Origin of the sequence: Arthrobacter sp. efr-133-TYG-120 (assembly GCF_030209785.1) — a bacterium.
In the GTDB taxonomy this organism is placed as follows: Bacteria; Actinomycetota; Actinomycetes; order Actinomycetales; family Micrococcaceae; genus Arthrobacter.
The window spans coordinates 212,827-230,400 of record NZ_JARVRI010000010.1; the positions used below are offsets into that span (position 1 = coordinate 212,827).

The window sequence follows — 17,574 nt, forward strand, 5'->3', positions numbered from 1 at the left end:
TTTGCGCCTACCAGGTGTCGGGTGCCGCACCAAACGGCACAACGTCCGGCCTGTCGACCGTGCTGTCGACGTCAATGACCCGATGCTCCCGGCTCGCGCGTGTGATGGCATCCATAACCTCGAGGATGTGGAACGCTACCCGCCCGGAGGCGCGATGTGGGCGGTTTGTCTCGATCGCCCTGGCCATGTCTGCGAGACCATAACCTCGCCCGGCATCCTCATAGCCAGCAGAGGTTGGCGCCTCGCGCCGTTCCGGTTCTTCCCGGGTCATTAATTCGACGGGGTCTGAGAATCGGTTCGGGTCGGGGACGGCGATGGTGCCATCGGTGCCGTAGATCTCGAAGAGCGGAGTCCGGGTGGCCCAGACTTCGAAGCTGACCGTGATTGTGGTGATCACCCCGTTCGCATGTTCGAGGATCGCGCTGACATGGGTGTCGATCTCGACGGGAATCGGCGTGCCGGCCAGCGGTCCGGTCTCGACGGTTCGCGCACGGTTGGACCGAGTGGCCACTCCCGATACGCGGACAACCGGTCCGAAGAACATGACGAGGCTGGTCAGGTAGTAGGGACCCATATCGAATAGCGGGCCGCCTCCGGGTTCGTAGTAGAACAGTGGTGACGGGTGCCAGCGTTCGTGTCCGGGTGCGGACCAGTGAACCTGCGCCGCGACCGGCGTGCCGATGGCACCTTCGTTGAGCAACTGCAGGGCCGTTTGGACGCCGGTGCCGAGGACGGTATCGGGCGCGCTCCCGACTCGAAGCCCCAAAGAGTCGGCGAGCTCCAGCATAGGGAGGGCGTCTTCCGGGGACAACGCAAGGGGCTTCTCGGCAAAGACGTGCTTGCCGGCGCGGAGCGCCCGGGTTCCGACTTCGACGTGCGCTGCGGGGATAGTCAGGTTGATGATTGAGTCGATTCGGTCGTCGGCGAGGAGTTCTTCGACACTCAGGGCTTCGACGCCCTGTTCGGCGGCGACGGAGTGCGCACGTTCTTCGTTGATGTCTGCGACAGCGACGAGCTTGAGACCGGGCAGCTTCGGAAGGCTTTCAAAGTACTGCTCGCTGATCTTTCCGACGCCGACAATTCCGACGGTTAGCGGGACGCCCACAGCAGTCCCCTTTCGATGATGGTTTTGACGTTCGGGTTCTCGAGGATGTCTACACGGTGACCGGGCGTAGAGACGAAGATGCGGCCCTCGCCCCACTGCCTGGTCCAGATGGCGGGTGAGGTGATTTCGCGGTTCCACGGATCCCAGGGCCGGACGGCTTGGGTGGTGGTCGCGAGCACGTCGTTGTAGTCGTCGTGGAGCACCCAGTACTGCTCAGTGGTCAGCTCGAAGTCGACGATGCCTTCGGTGATGGGGTGCGAGGCTGCAGCTTCGCTCATGTTGATGGTGTGAAGGCGGTAGTTGTCGGCCTGTTCACCGGTCAGTTCTTCGGGGGCTTTGCCGGGGTGCGCAGCGAACTGGCCTCCTATCAACTGCAGATAGTCGGAGTTGTTGCGGTAAGAGTCGGCGATGCCGCCATGCCAGCCTGCGAGTCCCGTTCCCGCTTCGACGGCGGATCTGAGACCTTCGAATTCTTCCTTCTCGATCGAGGTCATCGTGTTCGACTGCACGATGAGGTCGACCGAGGGCATGTAGGAGCTGTCGGCATAGACGGCGGGTGATTCCTCCACGCGCACCGTGTAGCCGCGCGCCTCGAGGAACGGGATGAAGAGGTTCGTGGCCTCGACGGGTTGGTGCCCGTCCCAACCGCCGCGCACGACGAGTGCGGTTTTGGTCGTGAATCGTGGATCAGGGGTACTCATGTTTTCCTTGCTGCCGCCATGCGGCACGGTTCGTTGATGCGTTCTTGCGGGCGTCTCTCAGCGGCTGGAAAGCGACCCGCCGATTCCGCCCACCGAAAAGTGCTTGTTGAGGAACGCGAACAGGATGATGGGCGGGAGCATCATCACGACGGCGACCGCCATGACGAGGCCCCAGTTGGTGGCGTTCTGCTGGAAGAAGGATTCCAAGCCGACCGGAAGGGTGTAGTTCGGGTCGGACCGGAGGAACACGACGGCGATGAGGTAGTCGTTCCAGGCCAGGAGAAACGAGAAGATCGCAGTTGAGAGGATACCCGGCAGGGAGTTCCGGAGGACGATCCGGGTGAACGAACCGAAAATCGAGGCACCGTCTATCCAGGCGGCTTCTTCGAGGGCGATGGGGATGGAGTCGTAGTAGGCGGCCATCATCCAGATGGCGACCGACATCGTGGCACCGACGTAGATGATCACGACGCCAAAGAGGCTGTCCACCAACCCGAGGTTCGCGAACAAGATGAAGAGCGGGATCGCCGAGGTGACGACAGGCAGGGACTGCACGACGAACAGGATGAGCGAATATCCCGACACGAGCCGGTTGCGGGCCCTGGACAGAACGTAACCGGCGGGAGCCGCGACCGCGACGGCGACAACGACCGTGAAGGCGGTGATGACAAGGCTGTTGCCGAGCCAGGTCAGGACGGCCGTCTGCGTGAAGATGTTCCCGAAGTTCTCGAAGGTGAGACCTTCTGCGTTGGAGCCGAGTGACGGTGTCAGCGACAGTCCGAAGACGGCGACAATCGGGACCAGCACGACGGCGGTCATGAGAAGGATCAAGATGAAGCGGGGCCACTTGCCTCTCTGGCGGATGTCCTGTGAGGTCTGGCGGCCGGCCGGAGTCCCGCTCCTGTCCCGGGGTCCCGTCCGGACGTCTTCTTGGGGAGCACTGGTCGTTATCATTCGACGTTGACCTTTCGGATCTGGCGGTAAAGAACAACCGAGATCCCCACGAGGACGAACGTCATCAGGAACGCGATGGCGACGCCGGGCCCGGTCTGGAAGTTCTGGAAGACGGTGAGGTAGGCGAGGAGGACGAGCGACGTCGTCGCATGTGCCGGACCCCCGCCGGTGAGCAGGAAGATCGTCGGGAAGTCGTTGACGCAGAAGATCGTCATCAGAATCCACGACACAAACGTCGTACGCGCAATCAGCGGGAGTGTTATCAGCCGGAACGACTGCCACCCTGTCGCCCCGTCGACCTTCGCCGCTTCGTAGACGTTCGTGTCGACTGAGGCGAGCGCCGAGGACATCATCATCATCATGAACGGGAACGAAATCCACACTTTGAAGAGGCAGACGACCACCTGCGCAAGCACCGGGTCTGCCAGGAAGAGCACGTTTCCGAAGCCTAGACGCTCAGCGATCACCGGAAGCGGGCTCTGGGGTGTTGCAACCAGCCAGTTCCACGACGTCGCGGAGACCACGGTGGGAACGATCCACGGCAGGAGAAGCAGTACCTTGAACAGCCCGCCGGCAGGGATGTGGGTGCGAAGCAGCAGGCTCAGCGCGAGTCCAACGAGCCAGGAGCCGAACACGCCAACAATCGTGAAGACGACGGTGAAGGACGTCGCCGACCAGAACGAGGGCTGGGCGAGGACATCGCCGAAATTCTTCAATCCGACGAAGGGCCCGGTGTCGAGAAGGGTGCCGTCATGGAGTGCTTGAATCGAGGCATAGACGAGCGGGTAGACGTTGAGGAGCAGGAGGAGGATGAGCGATGGTGCTGCGAATGCTATGAGAGTCCAGGTACGCGGTGTAAACCGTTTCCTGGCCCGACCGGCGGGCGCCGGACCGGGCTTGCGTCCCGCCCCGGCCGGTCCGACCCCACGGCGTGCACGTTTGACGCTCTCGGCGATGCTCGTGGATGTCATGGATCAGTCCTTGATGAGCGACGTCAACGTGGCCTGGAATGTGGTCAGGGCGTCCTTCGGAGCCTTGCCTGAGAGAACGTTCTGGCCGAAGTCGGAGATGGCGGGCGTGCTGTCGACGTAAGAAATGTTCGAGAAAAGCGCGGTTCCGCCGGGCGCTGCCCAGGTCTTGGCGATGGGCTGCCACATCTTGACGATCTTGACTGCGTTTGGGTCCGACTGGAATTCCGGGGTCGCCGCGATTGATTTCAGAACCGGAAGGCCGATACCGGTGTTCTGGGTCCACAGGGCCTTCATGTTCTGGTAGTAGTAGGTCATGAACGCCTCCGAGCCCTTCTGGCTGGGCGTGTTCTTGTACATCATGATGTTGTTCGGGAAATACAGCGCGCCCTTTTTGCCGCTGGCGCTAGTGAGCGGATCGCTGACAAGCAACTTGGATGCTGCCGCTCCCCCGACGTTTGCCGCGAGGTTGGGGACGTCGAAGCCCATGCCGAACTTCTCGGCCTTCCATTGCGAGTTCGCGTTCGTGGCCGTGTAGCTGATGGCTGCCGGGTCCATGTAGCCCTTGCTGATGTTCTCGCGCACGAACTCGAGAGCTTCGATGTTCGCGGCGGTCACCAGGTTCGGCTTGTGCTCTTCGTCGAAGATGCCGCCACCGTTGTTGATCATCAGGCCCACGATCATCTGGAAGGCGTTACCGCCGCTGGCGTTGCCGTTGGCCGCGAACCCGTACACGTCGATCTTCTTGAGAGCGGCTGCGGCGTCGAGGTAGGACTGCCAGTCGGTGGGAGGAGTCGCGCCCGCCTTTTCGAGTAGCTCCTTGTTGTACCAATTCACCCGCATGTCAAGGTTGTACGGAACGGCGACGTATCCGGCGTCGGTCTTCATCGTGTCGAGGACTCCAGGGAGGAAGTCATCGTAGATGCCATTGGATTTCCAGCTCTCGATGAGGCCGTCCGCGGGAGCGATGAAGCCTTGTTTAGCGAACTGGAAAGCCTGGGTTCCGCCGCCCGAAGAGATGGCCGGCCCGGTCTTCGATGCGAGGGCAGACGAGAAGGTCTGGTTGAAGTTTGCCCACTGGATCGCCTGATATGTCGCCGCAGGAAGCCCCGACTCCGGTTTGTAGCCAAGGGTGATCTTGCTGTCGAGCGTGTTGAACGCCGGAGTTCCCCAGGGCATGTTCCAGAACTTCAAGCTGGCGCTTGCCCCACCGCCACCGCCCCCGGTCGAGCAAGCCGCAAGAGCGGCGACGGCCGCGCCGCCTCCGACAAGGCCCAAGAAGCCCCGCCTTGATGTAGTAAGACGTGAAGTCTCCATCGACTTTCCTCCTTGACCCGCCACCGGGTCATCGCAATTTGAAAAGTTGCGCAATTTTCGATTATCGTTTTGCGCAGAGTGAGTATACATATCGCCATTCGGAGATCAAAGGATAATTTTTTTGCGCAAAAACAACAGTCCAGCGGCGGATGGCAAGAACCCGACCTTGGCCGACGTGGCAGCCGCGGCCGGCGTCAGCACACCGACAGTGTCAAAGGTTCTCCGCGGAGCAACAGACGTGTCTTTTGTGACGCGCGAGCGCGTGGTCCGGATCGCACAGGAGATGGGTTACGCGAAGACCAAGCGATCACAAGCTGTGGGCCGGCTGCCCGCGAACGCGCCTCGCCTTGTCGACCTTGTGGTGAGCAACATCGGTGGTTCCTGGCCAAATAGCATCCTCACCGGCGTCGAAGAAGCCGCGGCGGTCGCAGACTGCGACGTGGTCCTCACGATCGCCCGCCCGGACCGCGACTGGGTGGGCCGCCTCCTGCGCCGCCCCTCAACCGGAGCCATCGTCGTCCTGGTCGATCCGACGTCGACGCAGCTGAGCGCACTCGACGCGGCTGGCATACCGGTCGTCCTCATCGACCCGATGAGCCCTGCCCCTCGCAGTGCCGCGAGCGTGGGCGTGGCGAACTGGGAAGGTGGACGGATTGCGGCGGAGCACCTTCTAAGCCTGGGACACAAGCATTTCGGCCTCATCGGAGGGGTGAAGAATCACCTCTACAGTCGGGCGCGCCTCGACGGTTTTCGTTCTGCCCTGTCGGCCATGGACCTGCACGTCGAGCCTCGGTTAATCGGTGCTGCTGATTGGAACCGCGACGAGGCACGCGATTTCGCCGTCGACATCCTGGGCCGGGAGGACAGGCCGACCGCCATCTTCGCGGCATCGGACATGATGGCCCTCGGCGTCTACGACGCGGTGCGCTACCTCGGCCTCGACATCCCCGGGGACGTCAGCGTGGTCGGATTCGATGACGTGCCCGAAGCGACTTGGGCGACACCGCAACTGACGACGGTCAGGCAGCCTATTCAGGAAATGGGAGCCACCGCCTTTCGCATGCTCCTGCGCTTGACGAATCAGCGAGAAGGCATCGACCCAAACACGGACGGGCCAAGGATTGAGCTCGCGACCCGGCTCATCACACGGGGTTCGACCAGTTCGCCCGCGTAACTTCATCTGATTGTCGTCCTGAAGGACGCTGAGCTGCGGCTCGATTCCGCCGCGCGGTGGACGTACGGCGGACTCGACCCCAGCCAGCCTCTAGTTGATCGGTGCGGGTGGTTGTTCGCCGCTGAGCACGGCGAGGGCGTTGTCGGCGGCGAGCATCGCCATTGCGGTGCGCGTCTCCACTGTCGCGGAGCCGAGGTGCGGCACGAGCACCGCGTTCTCCAAGTCAAGCAATGCGGGATGGACCTGGGGCTCACGCTCGAAGACGTCCAGCCCGGCACCGGCGATGACGCCCTCGCGGAGCGCGGACGCGAGGGCCGTTTCGTCGACGATCGGTCCGCGTGCGGTGTTGACGAGGAACGCCGAGCTCTTCATCGCCGCGAGTTGTTCGGCGCCGATCAGATGATGCGTGGCGGGCCCGTACGGGCAGTGCAGCGAGACGACGTCGGACACCGTCAGCAACTCCTCGAGGTCGACCCGCCGTGCGCCAAGCTCGGCGGCGATCACCGGATCGAGCTCACTGCGCGACTGGTAGACGATGTCCATGCCGAAGGCCTTGGCCCGGCGCGCGGTCGCCTGCCCGATGCCGCCCATGCCGACGACGCCCAGGGTCTTGCCTTGCAGGCTGGACCCGAGCAGGAAGAACATCCCCCACTTCCAGGCCTGGCGGGAGCGGATAAGCCTCTCCCCCTCACCCAGCCGGCGGGTCGCCATGAGGACGAGGCCCATGGCGATGTCGGCGGTTGCCTCCGTGAGCACCCCTGGCGTGTTGGTGGCCACGATGCCCCGTTCCGTACAGGCGGGGACGTCGATGTTGTCATAGCCCACGGCCACGTTCGCGACGACCTTGAGCTGCGGGCCGGCGGCGTCGAGCAGCTCGGCGTCGATGCGTTCGGTGAGCAGGCTCACCACGGCGTCTGCCCCGGCCACCCGGTGCAGGAGCTCCTCGCGGCCGATCGACTCCGAACCCGTCCATGCATGGACGTCGTGCTCGGCGCGAAGCTTCTCGATTGCGGTTTCGGGTATGCGTCCCGTGACGACGACCCGGCTCATGCCGTCTCGATCCACTCGCGCAGGAGGCCCAGGCCTTCGCTGATATCCGGCACCTCGATGCCCGAGTAGGCGAGTCGGATGTACTGCCGCTGCTCACCGGGCAGGCGGCGGCCGAAGTGCTCACGCGTGCAGAAGGAGACGCCGGTCTTGTACAGGGCATCGGTGGCAAAGTCTCCGACGGCCGTGTATCCTATGCGCTCCATCGCCTCGGTGACATCGGGGAACAGGTAGAACGTCGATTGCGGCACGGCGACGCGCACGCCCGGGATGGAGTTCACGAGCTCGCAGGCAGTGTCCCGACGCTTCTGCAGGACGTCAAGCATCTGCTGCACGGATTCCTGGGGGCCGCGGAGCGCTTCGACGCCGGCCCACTGCACGTAGTGCGTCGTGCACGACTCGTCGTTGGTGTTGAGCGTGCTGAGCACCTTGGCGATCTCGAGCGGTGCGACGGCGCAGCCGAGGCGTGAGCCGGTCATCGCGAACTTTTTGCTGAATGTGTACAGGATGACGGTGCGCTCGGCCATGCCCGGAAGAGATGCGATCGAGCTGGAGACGCCCTCGTAGCGGGTCTCGAAGTACGCCTCGTCGGAGAGCACCCACAGGTCGTGCTCCTGGGCGAGCTGTGCGATGGCCTCCCGCTCGGCCGCCGTCGACTCCGCCGAGATGGGGTTCTGCAGGTCGTTGTAGATGATGGCGACCGTGTTCGGAGTGATTGACGCGCGGATCTGGTCGAGGTCGATCGAGAAGCCCGTGCTCGTGGGCACGTAGCGGTAGGGCACGGCCGTGCCGCCAAGGTACTCGATCTGCGATTCGTAGATCGGGAAGCCGGGGTTGGGGTACAGCACGTCCTGGCCGGGGTTCATGACCGCCTGCAGGAACTTCGTGATGACGGGCTTGCCGCCCGTCATCACGACGACGTTGTCCGGGGAAAAGTCGATGCCACGGCGCGAGCCAATGTCCTCGGCCAGGGCTTCACGCAGCTGCGGGATGCCGGGGCCGGGGCAGTAGCCCGTGTAGCCGTCCGCGATGGCCCGGTTCATTGCTTCCACGATGTTCCCGGCCGTGGGGATGTTGATGTCACCAAGATGGAAGGGGTACACACGGTTCCCCTTCGCCTTCCAGGCGGCCGCGGCCTGGGCGACGCTGAACGCGGTTTCGGTGCCCAGGCGTTCGAGCCGGTGCGCGAGTTGCTGCATGCTGTTCACTCCTCGTTGAGTTGACGATCAATTCTCCGGCGAATTCGGATCAAGTTCAGGACTAATATATCAAAGCATGAATTAAGATATACGAACAGTCCCAAGGGGACCAATGGTTCTTGTTTACGAGGTAAATCGTCTCTGGCGTACGGTCCACGACGGGCGTAGCGTCGGTTACATCCACACGGGAGCAGCAAAGGTCCACCCGCGCCCCGGGCGGCCCAGGAGTGCATTCGTAAGAAGGAGCCGGCAGTGGCTGGATGGAATGCCGACACGGCGGCTGGACCCCTTGGGTCAGGCACAGTGACTTTGGTTGAAGGATCGTCCTTCTGCATTTCATCGGCCAATGGAGACATCCATCCCGAACTCCCACACGGGGTCTTTCACCTGGATACCCGCATCCTTTCCCGCTGGAACCTAACCATCAACGGCCAGCCCCTCGAACCCTTGGCTGCCGAGACGAAGGAACCGTACCGGGCCCTCTTCGCTGGCCGCCTGCAACTCTCGGATGGGTATGCGGACAGTCCATTGATCGTGGAACGGCTGCGTGAGGTGGGGGCAGGGATCCGGGAACGGATCACCATCCGCAACTACTCGACGAAGCCCGTTGAATGCCAGATTGTGCTGGCCGTCGAAGCGGACTTCGCCGACTTGTTCGAAGTGAAAGAGGCACGAATCCACCGTCGCTGGGCGGAAACACGCGGTCACGACGGCGACGCCCTGGAAATCCAGGCCACATGGCACGACGTCCGGAAGGGCGTCGTCGTCAAGGCGGATGGGGCCAAAGCCACACCTGAAGGGCTGATATTTGAGATAGTCGTTCCGCCCTATGGGCAGTGGAGTACTCGATTGAATGTTGTGCCCACGGGCAACAGCGCACGCCCCGAGGCCCCATTTGTCCATCCGGCGCCTGGCGAAATGTCTCCGAGTGACCGGCGCCGTCAAGAGTGGGTGGCGAAGATTCCGGCACTGCAGATGGGCAACCGTTCCATCCAGCGGACTCTGCGGCGAAGCTACGACGACTTGGGAGCGCTGAGAATCGAGGACCCTGGCCATCCTGAACGGGTGGTCGTCGCCGCCGGAGCGCCCTGGTTCATGACCCTGTTCGGTCGCGACTCGCTCTGGGCTTCGGAAATGTCGCTTCCAGTGGATCCTTCCCTTGCATTGGGCACTCTGAAGACCCTGGCTGACCGCCAGGGCACCGTCGTGGACGCGATGAGCGAAGAGGAGCCCGGCAAGATCCTCCACGAGGTGAGGCTCGATGTTTCCACCGGACTGGCGCTGGGCGGCAAATCCGCCTACTACGGAAGCGTCGACGCAACCCCACTGTTCGTGGTGGTCCTGGGATCCGTCAGCCGCTGGGGTTTTGACAGAGAGACCATCGACGCCCTTCTGCCCAACGCTGACCGCGCCTTGGAGTGGATCCGCGAATACGGGGACCGGGATGGGGACGGTTTTGTCGAGTATAAGCGCCTCAACGATCATGGGTTGGTCAATCAGGGATGGAAGGACTCCTGGGACGGCATCAACTTCGCCGATGGAACCCTGGCGGAACCGCCGATCGCCCTTTGCGAGGTCCAGGCTTACGTCCACGGCGCATACGTGGCGCGCTCCTGGATGGCGTACGACGCCGGCGACCTCGCCTTGGCAGCCGAACTTCGGGACCGGGCCGCGACGCTGAAGCGGCGGTTCAACGAACAGTTCTGGCTGCCGGACAAGCGGTACTACGCCGTCGCGCTGGACCGCGATAAGCGGCCGGTGGATGCCTGCGCTTCCAATATGGGCCACTGCCTCTGGTTCGGCCTTGTGGATGAGGACAAGGCGCCACAAATGGTGGAGCATCTGATGTCCCCGGAGATGTTCAGCGGATGGGGAATACGGACCCTCGCCAGCGACATGCGGGCGTATAACCCTGCCAGCTATCACAACGGATCGGTCTGGCCCCACGACAACGCGCTTATTGTGGCAGGGCTGCTCCGGTATGGGTTTGTCGAAGAGGCACAGCGGATAGCCACGGCACTGCTGGAGGCGGCCGAATACTCGGGCGGGCGGCTGCCCGAGCTGTTCTGCGGCTTCGGCCGCGACCAGTTCGCCGAACCGGTACCCTATCCCACGGCTTGTTCCCCACAGGCCTGGGCCGCCACCACACCGATCCTGCTGGTGACCAGCCTGATGCGCTACGACGCACACATTTCCCAAGGGGGGCTTTGGTTGGACCCTGTGCTGCCGGATTCCTACGGCGAACTTCACATCACGAACGCCCCTATGGGCTCCGGCCGGATCACCATCGACATATCCGGTTCAGCAGCCTCCGTTCAGGGCGTACCGGAAGGCCTGGTACTGCACCGCGGGCAACGGCCGTGGATCAGCGATCTCGTGGAGCAAGCCAAACTGCATCCGGACAAATAGCGTTCCCACCACGATCACTCCAGCTTGGACATCGGAGGAGGGCGTTCTTCCTACGCAGCAAACAGCGCTGAACGGACCGCCTTTTCGAAGCCGTCTACGTGAAGTCGCGCCAGTTCCGCAGCCCTGGCCTCGTCGCCGTCGATCACGGCGCCAAGAAGGTCGAGGTGTTCATGCACGTGGCGGGAAAGATCCGGCAGGCGATCGAGCACCATGCACCAGATCCGTGTCGCCAGGTTGTCGTAGCGGATCAGCACATCTTCGAGGTGGGGATTTGCCGCTGCCGCATAGATCCCCTGATGCACACGGGCATCAAGGCGCAGTGTCTCCACCACGGAGGCGCCGTCGACCTCGAATGACTCGACTGCACGCATCACGGAGCGCAAGTTCTCCCTGGCTGCCGGTGTTGCAACCCGAGCCGCCCGCGCGGCCGCCAGCGGTTCGAGCTGGGCGCGAATCTCCGAAATGAACGCCAGATCGGTCACCTCTACGCGCGTGGCGAAAGTTCCCCTGCGTGGATAGCTGATGACCAGACGGTCCAACTCGAGGCGCTTCAACGCTTCCCTCACAGGAGTGCGCCCGATGCCAAGGTCCCTCGCCAGCACGTCGTCGTTCACCAAGTCACCCGGCTTGATGTCCAGCGTCAGGAGCCTGTCGCGTATCCGCTCGTAGGCCACTTCCGCCAGGGATCTCGGACCGGCGGCATCCACCGCTGCCAGCGCTTCAAATACCACGGTACCGACCTTTCGCGTCCAGCCAAGCGGACTATTGACCTCACTCGAACTCCAGTATACGCTATATCCCAATCTGATATATCAGTTATCGAACCGATAATATATCTTAAGGAGGAGACATGACGCTCGTGGAGACCACTCCAATAAAAAGCACACTTCCGCAGGCGAGTGCCTCTGAAGACGACCGTTCGCGGAGGTTCGTGCTCACATTGTCGTGCATTGAACGCGCCGGCATCGTCCAGGCGGTCACGACGTTCCTGTTCGAACGGGGATTCAACATCGAAGAGCACCAGCAGTTCGACGACGGACTCCGCCAGACCCTGCACCTGCGCACGGCGTTTTCCGGATCCCCGGAGTACTCACCGGACGCGCTCGAGGAAGAGTTCCGGGCGATCGCCGACCGTTTTGACATGAAGTTCGGATTCCATGACGAGACTAAGCAGCGCGTCCTGGTCATGGTGTCAAAGTTCGGGCACTGCCTGAACGACCTGATTTTCCGCTGGCGTGGGGGCAGCCTGGGCGGGGACCTGGTGCTGGTAGTTTCCAATCACGAAACCCACCGGGCCATGGCCGAGGCTGCCGGGCTTCCATTCGTACACATTCCGGTGACGCCGGACACCAAGGCGGATGCGGAACGGCGCCTTCTCGAACTGGTTGACGAGTACAACATCGATTTGGTGGTTCTCGCCCGCTACATGCAGGTTTTGTCCGACGAGCTGAGCCGCGCCCTGGAGGGCAGGGCGATCAACATCCACCACTCATTCCTGCCAGGCTTCAAGGGCGCGCGTCCTTACCACCAGGCGTACGACCGCGGCGTCAAGCTGGTGGGTGCCACGGCACACTATGTCACCGCGGATCTTGATGAGGGACCGATCATCGAACAGGAAGTCATCCGCGTAGACCACAGCTATGGGCCGACTGCCCTTTCCACGGTCGGGCAGGACGCCGAAGCACTCGCGCTCTCCCGGGCCGTGCGGTGGCATTGCGAACACCGCGTGCTGTTGAACCAAACCAGCACCGTCGTCTTCCGCTAGCCGACGCCCGACAACAAGCAGCAGCAGTAGCCCAACCACGAGAAATAGCAGGAGAAACCACATGGCATCGACGCCACGCATAGTCATCATCGGAGCTGGGATCGTCGGCACCAACCTGGCAGATGAACTGGTCGCCCGCGGCTGGAACAGCATCACTGTCCTGGACCAGGGACCGTTGAACATGCCCGGGGGCTCCACGTCCCACGCCCCGGGGCTGGTCTTCCAGACCAACGCCTCCAAGACCATGGCAGCTTTCGCCAAGTACACGGTGGAAAAGCTCCTGTCGCTGACCGAGGACGGCGTCAGTTGCTTCAACCAGGTAGGCGGCCTGGAAGTCGCCACCACGGAGACCCGGCTCGCCGACCTCAAACGCAAGCTCGGCTACGCCGCATCCTGGGGAATCGAAGGCAAGATCCTTTCCCGCGACGAGTGCAAGGAGCTCTACCCGCTCATCAACGAGGAAGACATCCTTGGAGGCCTCCATGTACCTAGCGACGGGCTGGCCCGCGCCGCCCGCGCCGTCCAATTGCTGATCAAGCGCACTGAGGCAGCCGGGGTGGAGTACCGTGGCTCCACGACCGTGACCGGGATCGAGCAATCCGGGCGCCGGGTCACCGGAGTCCGTACCTCCGACGGTGTCATCCCTGCGGACATCGTTGTCTCCTGCGCAGGATTCTGGGGCGCCAAGATTGGCGAAATGATCGGCATGTCCGTTCCCCTCCTGCCCTTGGCCCACCAATACGTCACGACAACTCCCGTACCGGCACAGCAGGGCCGGAACGAACTACCCAACGGCGCTTCCTTGCCCATCCTGCGCCACCAGGACCAGGACCTCTACTACCGCGAGCACGGCGACCGCTATGGCATTGGCTCCTACGCCCACCGCCCCATGCCGGTGGACGTCGAGGAACTCGGCAGCTACGCGCCGGACAGCATCAGCGAACACAACATGCCTTCCCGCCTTGACTTCACCCTCGAGGACTTCCTCCCGGCCTGGGAGGCGACCAAGCAGTTGCTTCCGGCGCTGGCGGAAAGCGACATCGAAGATGGCTTCAATGGCATCTTCTCCTTCACCCCCGACGGCGGCCCGCTGGTGGGCGAATCAAAGGAGCTCGATGGTTTCTTCGTCGCCGAAGCCGTGTGGGTCACCCACTCGGCCGGCGTTGCCCGCGCTGTTGCCGAACTGCTGACCACGGGCAAGTCCCAGATCGACCTGGGCGAATGCGACATCCACCGCTTCGAAGACGTCCAGCTCACCCCCGAATACGTCAGCGAAACGTCCCAGCAGAACTTCGTGGAAATCTACGACGTCCTGCACCCGCTCCAGCCCAAGCTCTCCCCCCGCAACCTCCGCGTCAGCCCGTTCCACGCCCGCCACAAGCAACTGGGAGGATTCTTCCTCGAATCCGGCGGCTGGGAACGCCCCTACTGGTTCGAGGCCAACGCCGAACTGCTGAAGGAAATGCCGGCCGAATGGCAGCCCCCGGCCCGCGATGCCTGGTCCGGAATGTTCAGCTCGCCCATCGCCGCCGCCGAAGCGTGGAAGACCCGCACCGCGGTGGCCATGTACGACATGACACCGCTAAAGCGCCTCGAGGTCTCCGGCCCCGGAGCACTCAAGCTGCTCCAAGAGCTCACCACCGCGGACCTGGACAAAAAGCCAGGTGCAGTGACCTACACTCTCCTGCTGGACCACGCAGGCGGTATCCGAAGCGACATCACGGTGGCCCGCCTGAGCGAAGACAGGTTCCAGCTCGGGGCCAACGGAAACATCGACACCGCCTACTTTGACCGGGCCGCGCGCCACCAGACCGAAAGCGGCTCCGCCAGCGACTGGGTCCAGGTACGTGACACGACGGGCGGCACTTGCTGCATCGGTCTCTGGGGCCCCCTCGCCCGGGACCTCATCAGCACCGTCAGCAGCGACGATTTCTCCAACGACGGTCTCCGTTACTTCCGGGCCAAGAATGTCGTCATCGGCGGAGTCAACGTCACCGCCATGCGCCTTTCATACGTCGGCGAGCTCGGCTGGGAGCTTTACACCAGCGCGGACAACGGCCAGCGCCTCTGGGACGCACTGTGGAAGGCAGGGCAGCCCTTCGGTGTCATCGCGGCGGGCCGGGCCGCCTTCAGCTCGCTCCGGCTTGAAAAGGGCTACCGCTCATGGGGCACCGACATGACCACTGAGCACGACCCCCTCGAAGCAGGCCTCGGATTCGCCGTGAAGATGGCCAAGGACAGCTTCGTCGGCAAAGCCGCTCTGGAAGGGCGAACCGAGGAAAACTCCGCCCGCCGCTTGCGCTGCCTGACCGTCGACGACGGACGCAGCGTCGTCCTGGGCAAGGAACCGGTCTTCTATAAGGACCAGGCGGTCGGTTACATCACCAGCGCCGCCTATGGTTACACCGTTGCCAAGCCGATCGCCTACGCGTACCTCCCTTCCGGCGTCTCCTTGGGTGACTCCGTCGAGATCGAGTACTTCGGACGGCGCATCGAGGCAACGGTCACGGCCGATCCGCTGTACGACCCCACGATGACCAGGCTCCGAGGCTAAGACCGGCCCGGCATCCAAAGGCACGCGGCCCGGACTCATCCTCGCAACCAGAGTCCGGGCCGCTGTCTTTCCGACTCTTCTGCCGCCCCTGCCTAGGAAGACACACAACAGGAAGACCCATGATCAGTTCAGAAACAATCAACAATTACCTCACCAGGCTTGCTTCACGTGAGCCGACCCCCGGCGGAGGCGCGGCCGCTGCGCTTCACGCCGCCCAAGGTGCCGCCCTCGTTGCAATGGTCGCCAGGTACACGACGGGCGCCAAATACGAGCAACACGCCGCATTTGTCTCAAGGATCATCGCGGCCGCGGACGAACTTGTAGACGAAGCCCTGCGACTTGCGGAAGCCGACGAACTAGCCTTCCAAGGGGTCATCGATTCCTACAAGCTGCCCTCCGGGACGGAGGCCTCCAACGAAGCGCGGTCGGCCGCCATCCAAGCTGCCCTCATTCACGCAGCGCAGACCCCGGCACAACTGGTCAAGGTCTCAGGAGCCGTCGTCGAACTGGCCACGGAACTGTTCGACGTCGCAAATGCCAACGTGATCAGCGACGTCGCAGCCGCCGCGGATGCCGCCCGCGCAGCTGCCAGCACGGCACGGGTGAACATTGACATCAATATTGTGGCCATCAAGGACGGCGTTACCCGGACCGGGCTTGCCCAGCAGACCGACGGGATCGAAGAGAAGGTCGTCCTGGCGGCAGACGCGCTCGTGAAGCGCGTACGCGAAAGGATCCTCGGTTGAGCGCCACCCTTCTTTCCGGCAAGCCGCTGGCAGCAGTCATCCAGCAGAGAGCCCGGGATGAGGCAATGAAGCTCGAAAACGAAGGAGCGCGCCCGGTCCTCGCAGTGGTGGTGGCAACCGACGACGAGTCCACGCATTGGTACGTCCGCTCCATTGAACGTGCAGCCGACCGCGCGGGCATCGGCTGCCGGATTGTCGACCTTGGCCCTGGCGCCACAGAGCACGTCCTGGCCAGCGTCCTGAAAGACCTCAGCGCGGATCCGTCCGTCAACGGAATCATCCTGCAGACGCCCCTGCCCGCCGGGGTCGGGACGGATTCCCTGGTCAGCCACATCGCACCAGAGAAGGACATCGACGGCGCGAACCCGCTCAGCCTCGGCCGGCTGGCCGTGGGGCAACCCGCCTTCGCACCTGCTACCGCCCGGGCCGTCGTCGAGATCCTCGACCACTACGACATCCCGGTGGCGGGCCGGAACGTCGTCGTCATCGGCCGTTCCGCCGTCGTGGGCAAACCGCTTTCACTGCTCCTCCTGGAACGCGACGCCGCCATCACCGTCTGCCATTCCAAGTCGGGTCCGCTCGAGAGATACACGGAGACTGCCGACGTCGTTGTCGTCGCAGCCGGGCGGACCGGCCTGCTCACGGGCGCCCATGTTTCCTCCCGGTCGATAGTGATCGACGTCGGCACGAACGTCCTTGCCGACGGATCCCTCGTCGGGGACGTGGACGAAGCCAGCGTGCTTGGCGTCGCGGCAGCAGTGACGCCCGTTCCCGGCGGCGTCGGAACGGTGACGACCGCACTGTTGCTTCTACACACCGCCGAGGCCGCCCGTGAACAGTCGCGCGCTCTTTGATCCCTGGACCTGTCGGCTGACACAAAGGGCAAAACCATGCCCGGCCGCCGAAGGGAACGGCGCCGGGCATCCGGGACGCTCAGTCTTGCTAGAGGACCGCCCGGATCAGGTTCTCGAAGTCGGTAACGTGCTTGGCGGTCAGGTCTGCAGCCGCTTCTGCCTCGCCATCCGCAATGTATTCAAGCAGCTCCACGTGCTGGGCAATGTGTTCGGAAACCGGCGGGAGCTTCTCCAGTACGAGACTCCAGATACGGGTCGCCAGGTTGTCACAGCGAATCAGGACATCCTCCAGATGCCGGCTGCCAGTCGCCCGGTAGATGCTGCGGTGCACTCGCATGTCCAAGCGCATGAGGTCCCGCTGTGCCAGGTGGCCGGCCAAGAGCTGCCGAACCTCCCGGGCAAGCTCCCTTAGCTCCTGCCGCGTCCGGTCCGATGCCATTCGAGCGGCACGTGCAGATGCCGCAGGCTCCAAGAGCTGACGAATCTCGGAGATTTCGGCAAGGTCCGTAATATCCACGCCCGCGGCAAAGGTTCCCCTGCGTGGATAGGCCACCACCAGGTGGTCGCTTTCCAGCCTCTTCATGGCTTCCCGGATAGGCGTTCTTCCCACACCAAGCCGACGCGAGATCAGGTCATCATTCAAGGGCTCCCCGGGCTTGATATCAAGGACGATCAGCTCATCACACAGCACCCGGTACGCATACTCGGCATAGGACTCGTCATCCTGCCTCGCAGGCACTTCCGACTCCCCCATGACCGATAACTTGCCGCTGCTCTCCAC

The 17,574-nt window shown here is 63.3% G+C and carries 15 protein-coding genes; 6 read left to right on the plus strand and 9 right to left on the minus strand.

The genetic code is table 11. From position 1 onward, the window contains the following. Positions 1–7: 7 nt before the first annotated feature. From QRN51_RS06745 to QRN51_RS06765, 5 genes are read right to left on the minus strand one after another with little or no spacing between them, the layout of a single operon-like run. A complete protein-coding gene (locus tag QRN51_RS06745; RefSeq protein ID WP_284989168.1) occupies positions 8–1,105 on the minus strand; it encodes a Gfo/Idh/MocA family protein in 1,098 nt (365 codons plus the stop codon). Continuing rightward, entirely contained in the window at positions 1,090–1,806 is a 717-nt protein-coding gene (locus QRN51_RS06750) for a ThuA domain-containing protein (RefSeq protein WP_284989169.1), read from the minus strand. Before QRN51_RS06750 ends, QRN51_RS06745 begins: the two co-directional genes overlap by 16 nt. Positions 1,807–1,863: 57 nt before the next feature. Beyond that, a complete protein-coding gene (locus tag QRN51_RS06755) occupies positions 1,864–2,760 on the minus strand; it encodes a carbohydrate ABC transporter permease (protein ID WP_059388967.1) in 897 nt (298 codons plus the stop codon). Continuing rightward, the gene (locus tag QRN51_RS06760) at positions 2,757–3,731 is read right to left on the minus strand and encodes a carbohydrate ABC transporter permease (RefSeq protein ID WP_284989170.1); all 975 of its coding nucleotides are present in this window, start codon (positions 3,729–3,731) and stop codon (positions 2,757–2,759) included. The genes QRN51_RS06755 and QRN51_RS06760 overlap by 4 nt, the downstream gene beginning before the upstream one ends. Before the next feature lie 3 nt (positions 3,732–3,734). Continuing rightward, the gene (locus QRN51_RS06765; protein ID WP_307053744.1) at positions 3,735–5,006 is read right to left on the minus strand and encodes an ABC transporter substrate-binding protein; all 1,272 of its coding nucleotides are present in this window, start codon (positions 5,004–5,006) and stop codon (positions 3,735–3,737) included. Between the two features lie 160 nt (positions 5,007–5,166). Here QRN51_RS06765 and QRN51_RS06770 point away from each other — a divergent pair, with 160 nt between their 5' ends. Next, positions 5,167–6,219, plus strand: a complete 1,053-nt coding sequence (locus QRN51_RS06770) for a LacI family DNA-binding transcriptional regulator (protein ID WP_284989172.1) — start codon at positions 5,167–5,169, stop codon at positions 6,217–6,219. A 90-nt stretch (positions 6,220–6,309) separates the two neighbouring features. Here the strand turns inward: QRN51_RS06770 and QRN51_RS06775 are convergent, their stop codons facing one another. Together QRN51_RS06775 and QRN51_RS06780 are read right to left on the minus strand one after the other, a co-directional pair. Continuing rightward, positions 6,310–7,269: a 2-hydroxyacid dehydrogenase gene (locus QRN51_RS06775; RefSeq protein ID WP_284989173.1), complete on the minus strand. Its 960-nt coding sequence runs from the start codon at positions 7,267–7,269 to the stop codon at positions 6,310–6,312. Continuing rightward, positions 7,266–8,465 (minus strand): pyridoxal phosphate-dependent aminotransferase, encoded by a 1,200-nt coding sequence (locus tag QRN51_RS06780; RefSeq protein WP_284989174.1) that lies wholly within the window; start codon positions 8,463–8,465, stop codon positions 7,266–7,268. The genes QRN51_RS06775 and QRN51_RS06780 overlap by 4 nt, the downstream gene beginning before the upstream one ends. A gap of 252 nt (positions 8,466–8,717) precedes the next feature. On the opposite strand from QRN51_RS06780, the gene QRN51_RS06785 reads away from it, so the two are divergent. Then, entirely contained in the window at positions 8,718–10,874 is a 2,157-nt protein-coding gene (locus tag QRN51_RS06785) for an amylo-alpha-1,6-glucosidase (RefSeq protein WP_284989175.1), read from the plus strand. A gap of 50 nt (positions 10,875–10,924) precedes the next feature. On the opposite strand, the gene QRN51_RS06790 is transcribed toward QRN51_RS06785, so the two are convergent. Beyond that, positions 10,925–11,605 (minus strand): GntR family transcriptional regulator, encoded by a 681-nt coding sequence (locus QRN51_RS06790; RefSeq protein WP_059388974.1) that lies wholly within the window; start codon positions 11,603–11,605, stop codon positions 10,925–10,927. A 119-nt stretch (positions 11,606–11,724) separates the two neighbouring features. On the opposite strand from QRN51_RS06790, the gene purU reads away from it, so the two are divergent. The 4 genes from purU (at position 11,725) to QRN51_RS06810 (ending at position 16,793) form a co-directional block, all read left to right on the plus strand. Next, entirely contained in the window at positions 11,725–12,639 is a 915-nt protein-coding gene (gene purU / locus QRN51_RS06795) for a formyltetrahydrofolate deformylase (protein ID WP_284989176.1), read from the plus strand. 61 nt (positions 12,640–12,700) lie between these two features. Further along, on the plus strand, positions 12,701–15,193 hold the full coding sequence (locus QRN51_RS06800) for a GcvT family protein (RefSeq protein ID WP_284989177.1): 2,493 nt from the start codon (positions 12,701–12,703) through the stop codon (positions 15,191–15,193). Between the two features lie 119 nt (positions 15,194–15,312). Beyond that, a complete protein-coding gene (locus tag QRN51_RS06805) occupies positions 15,313–15,939 on the plus strand; it encodes a cyclodeaminase/cyclohydrolase family protein (protein ID WP_284989178.1) in 627 nt (208 codons plus the stop codon). Continuing rightward, positions 15,936–16,793: a bifunctional 5,10-methylenetetrahydrofolate dehydrogenase/5,10-methenyltetrahydrofolate cyclohydrolase gene (locus QRN51_RS06810; protein ID WP_284989179.1), complete on the plus strand. Its 858-nt coding sequence runs from the start codon at positions 15,936–15,938 to the stop codon at positions 16,791–16,793. The genes QRN51_RS06805 and QRN51_RS06810 overlap by 4 nt, the downstream gene beginning before the upstream one ends. Positions 16,794–16,881: 88 nt before the next feature. On the opposite strand, the gene QRN51_RS06815 is transcribed toward QRN51_RS06810, so the two are convergent. Then, positions 16,882–17,547, minus strand: a complete 666-nt coding sequence (locus QRN51_RS06815) for a GntR family transcriptional regulator (RefSeq protein ID WP_284989180.1) — start codon at positions 17,545–17,547, stop codon at positions 16,882–16,884. Between the last annotated feature and the right edge of the window lie 27 nt (positions 17,548–17,574).

Bases quoted from the DNA above. Each gene is read 5' to 3' on its own strand.
- QRN51_RS06805 (WP_284989178.1), top strand. From the start codon at position 15,313: ATGATCAGTTCAGAAACAATCAACAATTACCTCACCAGGCTTGCTTCA.
- QRN51_RS06760 (WP_284989170.1), bottom strand. From the start codon at position 3,731: ATGACATCCACGAGCATCGCCGAGAGCGTCAAACGTGCACGCCGTGGG.
- QRN51_RS06815 (WP_284989180.1), bottom strand. From the start codon at position 17,547: ATGGGGGAGTCGGAAGTGCCTGCGAGGCAGGATGACGAGTCCTATGCC.
- QRN51_RS06780 (WP_284989174.1), bottom strand. From the start codon at position 8,465: ATGCAGCAACTCGCGCACCGGCTCGAACGCCTGGGCACCGAAACCGCG.
- QRN51_RS06755 (WP_059388967.1), bottom strand. From the start codon at position 2,760: ATGATAACGACCAGTGCTCCCCAAGAAGACGTCCGGACGGGACCCCGG.
- QRN51_RS06750 (WP_284989169.1), bottom strand. From the start codon at position 1,806: ATGAGTACCCCTGATCCACGATTCACGACCAAAACCGCACTCGTCGTG.
- purU (WP_284989176.1), top strand. From the start codon at position 11,725: ATGACGCTCGTGGAGACCACTCCAATAAAAAGCACACTTCCGCAGGCG.
- QRN51_RS06800 (WP_284989177.1), top strand. From the start codon at position 12,701: ATGGCATCGACGCCACGCATAGTCATCATCGGAGCTGGGATCGTCGGC.
- QRN51_RS06775 (WP_284989173.1), bottom strand. From the start codon at position 7,269: ATGAGCCGGGTCGTCGTCACGGGACGCATACCCGAAACCGCAATCGAG.